At 42.1% G+C, this 7,089-nt stretch carries 8 protein-coding genes; all 8 read right to left on the minus strand.

Going from position 1 to position 7,089, the window contains the following annotated elements; all coding sequences use genetic code 11:
* Positions 1 to 180: 180 nt before the first annotated feature.
* The 8 genes from CIK98_RS10660 to CIK98_RS10700 all read right to left on the minus strand — a co-directional run bounded on the left by CIK98_RS10660 (position 181) and on the right by CIK98_RS10700 (position 6,957).
* Positions 181 to 513 (minus strand): hypothetical protein, encoded by a 333-nt coding sequence (locus CIK98_RS10660; protein ID WP_094384221.1) that lies wholly within the window; start codon positions 511 to 513, stop codon positions 181 to 183.
* 12 nt (positions 514 to 525) lie between these two features.
* Entirely contained in the window at positions 526 to 819 is a 294-nt protein-coding gene (locus CIK98_RS10665) for a hypothetical protein (RefSeq protein WP_094384222.1), read from the minus strand.
* A 36-nt stretch (positions 820 to 855) separates the two neighbouring features.
* On the minus strand, positions 856 to 1,383 hold the full coding sequence (locus CIK98_RS10670; RefSeq protein WP_094384223.1) for a hypothetical protein: 528 nt from the start codon (positions 1,381 to 1,383) through the stop codon (positions 856 to 858).
* 44 nt (positions 1,384 to 1,427) lie between these two features.
* Entirely contained in the window at positions 1,428 to 1,748 is a 321-nt protein-coding gene (locus CIK98_RS10675; protein WP_094384224.1) for a hypothetical protein, read from the minus strand.
* Between the two features lie 257 nt (positions 1,749 to 2,005).
* On the minus strand, positions 2,006 to 2,884 hold the full coding sequence (locus tag CIK98_RS10680; RefSeq protein ID WP_141210507.1) for a hypothetical protein: 879 nt from the start codon (positions 2,882 to 2,884) through the stop codon (positions 2,006 to 2,008).
* Positions 2,885 to 3,541: 657 nt separating this feature from the next.
* A complete protein-coding gene (locus CIK98_RS10685; protein ID WP_094384226.1) occupies positions 3,542 to 4,456 on the minus strand; it encodes an Abi family protein in 915 nt (304 codons plus the stop codon).
* Between the two features lie 315 nt (positions 4,457 to 4,771).
* On the minus strand, positions 4,772 to 4,930 hold the full coding sequence (locus CIK98_RS18195; protein WP_172409906.1) for a hypothetical protein: 159 nt from the start codon (positions 4,928 to 4,930) through the stop codon (positions 4,772 to 4,774).
* A gap of 35 nt (positions 4,931 to 4,965) precedes the next feature.
* The gene (locus tag CIK98_RS10700) at positions 4,966 to 6,957 is read right to left on the minus strand and encodes a leucine-rich repeat domain-containing protein (RefSeq protein ID WP_094384229.1); all 1,992 of its coding nucleotides are present in this window, start codon (positions 6,955 to 6,957) and stop codon (positions 4,966 to 4,968) included.
* Positions 6,958 to 7,089 lie beyond the last annotated feature (132 nt).

Raw genomic sequence — 7,089 nt, forward strand, 5'->3', positions numbered from 1 at the left:
CCGTTTTTATAATAAATCAAATGGCAACTCATGTATAAATTTCATTAAAATTTACATTAAAATTTTCATTAAAAGCACTTCGTGCTTAAAGAGCTGCGCGCAAGCCCCTTTAAGCGCAACGCGCTTTTAATCTTTAACGAAGTTTTATCGCGAAGCGAATTAAGTTTTATCGCGAAGCGATTATTCGAGTAGTTCTTTCACTTCTTTTTTTATTACCTTTTTATAGTCGTCGGTTTCGGTCTTGTCTATGCGGATATAGAGATAGTAGTTATCTTCGTTTTCCGACAGTGTGCCGTGTATGGTACGTTTCAGCTTATTCGACGTAGAGTGTTTTTTTGGCGTAGCCATAAACCCCATCTGTCCGTTACTGAGCATCGTAACCACTCCGCGTCTGCGAAATCCATTAACCGATATCAAATTTTTTGTTGGATTAAACATGATGTTTTTGTCATCGTAAACATCCAACACGCCTTCAAATTTTATAGGCTTCGATTCAATTTTTTTCCTTTTCATAATCGTTCTGTTTTAAAAATGTTCTCCAACTTGCTGTGGCGACTTCAGCTGCATCAGGTCGAAGATGTTCACGTCCTGGAAAATCTTACCCTCATACTCGTGAGTGTAGAATCTCACGTCGGCCACCACTATCGTGCCTACAGCCAACGGCTTTCCGGCAACTGTTCCGAAGACCGTGCCCACAAAACCTTCTGCGTTTCTTCCGCCCGGACAGCGTAACACCACCTGAGCCTTACTTGTCATTCCATTCTGAGTCTGAACGTCGGGCTGCTGCGCCCATTTCTCGATTTTTGCTATTACTTGCATAATGTTTTAAATTTAAAATAAAGTTTACTATTTATTTTAACAATACGACACCATTAAGTCGTACATGTCATCTTCCACAGATAATATACTAATACGGAGGCCAGTCATAAGCATAGTCCTCATTATATTACCGTCTATTAGCAATGGCTCATTGTCAACACTCTTGACGGTTGTGTAGTATTCAGTGGGGCAGTCCAAAGATCCAAGTATTACTTCTTCGACATTATCCTCTCCAAACAGATTTTCAAAAAACATTTTAACAACACAAGCGAAGTCAGTTAATTCCATTGTAAGACAGTCATTTCCATAATCGTAGTGAATTGCTTCATAGCTAAATGAAACTGTTTTCAAACCTTTGTCGCCCTCCACTCTAAAGTTTGAGAAGTTTGGACACTTGTCCAGAGGCATAAGGTTTAATAACTCGAAAGGTTCCTCTCGCTTTACCTTGCACACAATTTGTAGAGATTTTTCTCCACTTATGTGGATATTTTTAATCTCACACAATCCGAGACGAGCGAGCAATAATATTACCATATCCTCGCCAAATACTTTTACTTCATCCATACTTTATAACTTTAATAATTAAACTGAAAAATATTTATGTTTGTTTATCTGCAATTCAACTCCTTTCTCTCATCATCCTGCATTAAATAAAAATGCAGTCCAAACTCAATAGCACCTTTCGACAACTCAATTTCTGATGCCATGTTCAGTTGTATCTGGCGTTTTTTGAGTTTAATCACAATGCTTGACTTTACTGGAGCAAGGCAAAGCAGTTGTCCACCCTTTCCCCCTTTGCTCCACTTCATCCTTGCCACAATGTCAGCCCAATGATACTTCAGCCCGTCGTTGCAGGTTTTAGTAGTCTCCAACATGACGTTCGGCAGTTCCCTGCCCCCAACGTCGATTTTCAAAAAATTGATTCTCATTTTTTATTACCTTTTTGATGTTAAAATTTTCTTTTGACATTGCAAAGGTAAGGCAAGAAAAATAGAGATGGAAAAGAGTGGACAGTGAGTGGACACCATATCAAGGAAAGTGGACACCAAAACATAAAAAGTGGACACCAAAATCAGAAAAGTGGACTCGAAGTGGACTACAAAAACTAAAAAAGTGGACACCTGACATACGAAAAGTACAGGCACAAAAAAAGAGTGTACCCTTGTTGAGTACACTCTTTGAAATCCTATTTCTTTTCCAGTTTGCCTAATATCTTTCTGAAATCCCTTACAAGATCCAGATGTCGTCGTTGGTCGTCATACACTTCGCTCCATTTGTCTATGTCCTCGCCGTGGTCTCTTAGCGTGGTGTTCATGTAGCGGCTGTTGAGCGATATTCCGAACACATTATTTATCATAGAGCAAAACGATGTCATGGTCTTCACTATGTATTCTCGGTCGAGCAGCTCTGCATAAATCGAAATCCAGTCGTTGTCGGCTGTCATTTTGTCCTTCATCAGATGTATGGCTTGCAGCACGGCAAGCGGATTACCCGCTTTCAGCCCAGATTTTTCTATTGTTTCCTTTGAGAATTGTGGCAAGTCAGCAAACTCCTGCTCTTTCTTCGTACCGATGAAATCCCTTATGGGCAGCGGTCCTTCGTCGTCCACTTCCCCTTTCTCCGAATCCTTCACGTCGTGGCACAATTCCTTGAACCCTCCAATTCTCGAAAGCACTCCCGAAATGTTGCGGCACAACCTTCGGTGAGGGTTGTTCTTCCAATCTTCGCTTGCTACTTCAAGCATGAACATCACCGTTGCCATCACCAGCATCGACGAGTGTACCGCCTCTTCTTCCGCCCTTGCTTGTTCGCCGAAGTGGGAGTATCGTTCCTTCAGTTGTTCCATCAAGGAAGCAATCTCCAGGTGCCTTATGTCGCTTTCCGTCGCCCTGAGTTCGCCTATCACCATCATGGCTTCCTGCCATGCCTCCACTGGAGAAAGGTCGTTGTTATGCTGAAACCAAAGTGGAATGTAGAGCACTCTGAAGAGCGGGTCTTCGTAGAGTTTCTTTTTTATTCTCTCCTGTTTTTGTTTCTCAATGTGTTTGAATTGTTCGTCTATCATAGGTGTCTTTGTATAGTTGTCTATTTGGGTAGAAAAAAGCCCCAGGGCAATCGCACGCTGCACGTCTATCATCCAAGGGTTACATATTTATTTTATGCCTACATAATGTCTTGATCCATTTCCTCCATCATTTCTGTTAGAGTGTATCTACTTCCTTACTTCAGCCAACTTTCGGGTTTTTGTAGGGCTTTCCGCAGGTCATAGGGATCTTGTTCACTCACGGGTCATTTAACCTGTTCGTGTGATACTTATGTAATTCTTGATTAATAAAATTGTTTTTTTCATGATTATACCACGGACACATTGTTTCAGCCGTTGAAGCCCGTTGTCGGCATGGGGTTAATATTTTTGTCAGGTCATAGGGACAATACTTTGTTCACTCTTTAGAGTTGTTTAACCTGTCTCTGTGATTCTTATTTCAGTTATCTACGTGCAAAAGTAGTTAAAAAAAACATTATCTCCAAATTTTTTGAGATTTTTTTTGAAGGTAGATAATATGGTTATAAATGCCGTATTTAGAAATAATTGACTGTCAGTTATTTGCAGTTTATACGGTAGAAAAGTGGATTGGGATATGTTTGAAGGGGTGCGAATGGTGAAGATTTAATGTTTTTAACCTGTGTTTACACGAAAATGTGGGAGGTGAATGCCAAGACTTTAGCTTTGAGTGCTCCAGAGTGGTTCGTCCTGCCAGTCGCCAGATGGAAAGCCTAATGCACGAAGGTCAACCTCGGGGTATTCGGCGAAGAGTGACTGCATCTTGGAGAGCATGTCATTGCCCGGAGATATGATGTCGAGGAAGTACTTGATGATGCACATGTCAAAATAGATCCTGAGTGTATCCGTGGGCAAGTTTATCCATGCTCCTACAATGATGTTTGGCATCATGGGACGCAGTGTGTTCTGCTTGTTCCATATACGAGCATGATAGCAACATAGATTTCTTGTCAGAGTGACAATTGTCATCCATGACTCGAATGGTGCTATCTGCAAGTTGAAGGACTGAGATATGCGCTTCTTGATCTTCTTGTTCTTTATGTTGGAGTAGATGTTCGTAATCACTCCCAAAGGCAGTATCTCCGAGAGCATCCATGCTGGAGGATATGGATCTGAATAGGTATCCTTGAAATGAGTGATGAATTCCTCCTTGGAGTGGTTCAGCTCATCATCTATGAGATGTAGGGTCTTGTTGAATTTCACAGGATTGGAGAAATTGCTTGGGTTGGTCATCCAAAATGTATCGCCAGTAACCTCACATCCATGCTTGACAACTGCACTTCGCACTGCCACTTCTATCTTTTCTATCTCGTTGAAAAGGAGAAGACGGAGCTTCTTGTCGAAACGATACAACATCATCACCTTATCAAATGTGGTCCCCTTTTTGTAGATGTGCTGTTCTTTTGGGGGGCACAAAAGAGGGTACATATAGGCAGACAAACGATAATAACCAATGTGGGTAAGGTAATGCTGAGCCTTGCTTTCATCGGTTATGGACAATCCTCTTGACTGAAGCAAAGCTATTAGACTGCTTTCTTCTGTATATGACTTGCTATATGGTATTTTTGTTGTCATGGCAATAAAAAAAACGACCCGCTCATTTGAGCATCGTTGAGAGGCTTGGCGGGTTCTGGTGCTGCAAAGATAAGACATTTATTTGGATTGTGCAAGGCTTTTGGAAGAAAAGTGTGGAAATGGAGGTGATTTTTAACAGATGTTGGGTGTTTCGAGAAGCGGGACAGGGGACAACGGGACAGGGGACAGGTCCGTGTCCTGCATCCTCATTTTTTGTAACATTTGAGATTATATTTTTGAATATTCCTGCGGGACAGTGACCTGTCCCCTGTCCTGTCTTTCCACTAATTATTGTCCTTCGACAATCATTGACTTTTATGCCATAATGTCGTCGGCGGAAGGATGGAAGATTCCGGCGTAGCCGCCATCGTCACCATCTTTACCTGTACAGGGTTCATTGCTGCCTGCCAATATGCGGGTTGGCATAATGTCATACTGCTTCATTGATGGGGTTTCATACTTTTTTCTCTTCATTGTATTTCTGTTTTTAATGTTAGTACTCTTCATTTTTATTCCACTACCACCTTCTTGCCATTCACTATGTACAAGCCCTTTGACAGAGTGCCTTTTACGGCACGGCCGTCGATGGTGAATGTGCCCTCTGCGACTGACTTCTTCAGCACAATAGGCATCACGTTGAGGATGCCGGTGGTGTTGTCGTCGTCGAAGATGCCGATGGACATGAGGATGGGGGCAGCCTGATTGCTCTTGTTGGTGATGTTGAGATACATGCGGTAGGCGGGGAAGTTGGCGTCGGTGCGCCGGTTGCCGAACGAACCGTCGGTATTGAATGTGTAGTAGGTAGCGTCGAAGTTGGTGCGGGCGTCGAGGGTGCCGCTGCATGTCACGTTGACATTGGGGCATTGGGTCATCAGTCCCGACTTGCCGTCCCAGTCAACCACGGTGAGCGGTGTTGTGGCTGGCGTTGTGGTCATGCGGCATAACACGTTGTTCTGCAGCGTCACGTCGGTATCTTTGGTCTTCACGAAGAACGGGGTGCCGGCAGGAATGCTTTTGCCTTCGGGGTTGAGCAGCATCAGGATATACATGTCGGTGGAGGTGTTGTGGATGATGTTGCCTTGCGCAACATATACCTGCTCAAACTTTTTCTGGGCATTGGTCACAGGGAGGTCGAAGGGCAGGCACATCGTGGCGTACTGGCCTGCTTCGCTGAATGTGCGCCTGTAGGTGATGTCGCCTGGCAAATAGCAAGTTTGGTCGCTTGATGTCAATGTGGTATTGTCGCCATCCACGATATTCACCTTACCTCTATTTACAAACACCTTGTCGGCATATTCTCCGGCATTAGAGTGTATTGAGTCATATCTCGACTCAGGCACCAAGATACAGCTTATCTCTTGTCCGCTGAATGCATCTTCCCCGATTGAAGTGACGGGAAGGTCGTAAATATTATCAATTATGTTCACTATATCGTCTTCAAACGAAGCTCCAGCCTCAGTTCCTATCACTTCAAATCCCGCTGCGTTGCTTCTTACAGCATATTTGACGCCGTTGATTGTTTTGGCTTGATTGTCGGAAAGGGCTTCAAAATTGGCGTTGATGCCTTTAGTTTTATATTCTTCCACTAATGATGGTAAAACGTAAATAGTAGAAATATTTCCCTCCGAATTTGGATTTTTATCTATCGATATTATGGAGGAATTATATAACTCTATGATAGTTTCATTACAATTATAAAATGCCCCTTCATTAATATTCTGTATAGTTCCTGAGATTTTTATTCCAGCAATACAATCAGAAAATGTAGATAGACCAATATTGACATTGTTTACTTCCAAGGAGATATTTCCTCCTTTTATATTAAGAAAGTTAATCCCTTCAATATACGTGATACCATTTAGATTAGCATTCACTTGAAAATTCTCGTGATTATTTACATTATAAAAAGCATTATTTAAAATATATTTAACATTACCATACAAATTCACAGTGCCATTAAAATCTTTGAATGCACTAGGACCTATTGTCTTACACTCGAGATTGTTGAATGTCAAATTCAACCCTCCATTGCCACACCCCCAAAAAGCGCCTTCTCCAATATTTGTTACATTATTAAATTCTATACTACCTGTAAGAGCAGAGCATCCCGAAAAAGCGTTATCCCCTATTTCTGTAATATTCTCACCGCCACTGATTGACTCGAGATAAGGATATCCAAAAGCGTCATCACCGATTTTGGTAACTTTATATTCCTGTTCTCCGTATGTCACGCTGGCGGGAATGTTCAGCGCAGAAATTTCTTCGGAAGTAGCGCCAAGAAGAGTAGCTGTATAGTCGCTATACAGCTTGTATTTTAGCTCAGTGCCATCTGTGTTGGCAATCTCCACCGACTCCTGTAACACATTCTGTGCCCATCCAGGCAATGCCGTGAGCAGGAATGCAAATATAACCAACAGATAAGTTCTGCACTTTTCACCAATCCCCACTAACACTCTAAGGTTAAGGAAGTTACTAACATGGTTTTTTGTTGTCGATTTCATAATTAATTAGGGTGTCCAGTTAACGGTTCCAAATTCAGATAGTTTTTCTGAATATTTTGGTTCGTTCTGTAACCCAGTTTGTGGACATGTTCTTGGCAGCCCAAGTATCAATGTCCTTAAGTTTAACATTCA

This window comes from Prevotella sp. P2-180 (assembly GCF_002251435.1).
Lineage (GTDB): Bacteria > Bacteroidota > Bacteroidia > Bacteroidales > Bacteroidaceae > Prevotella.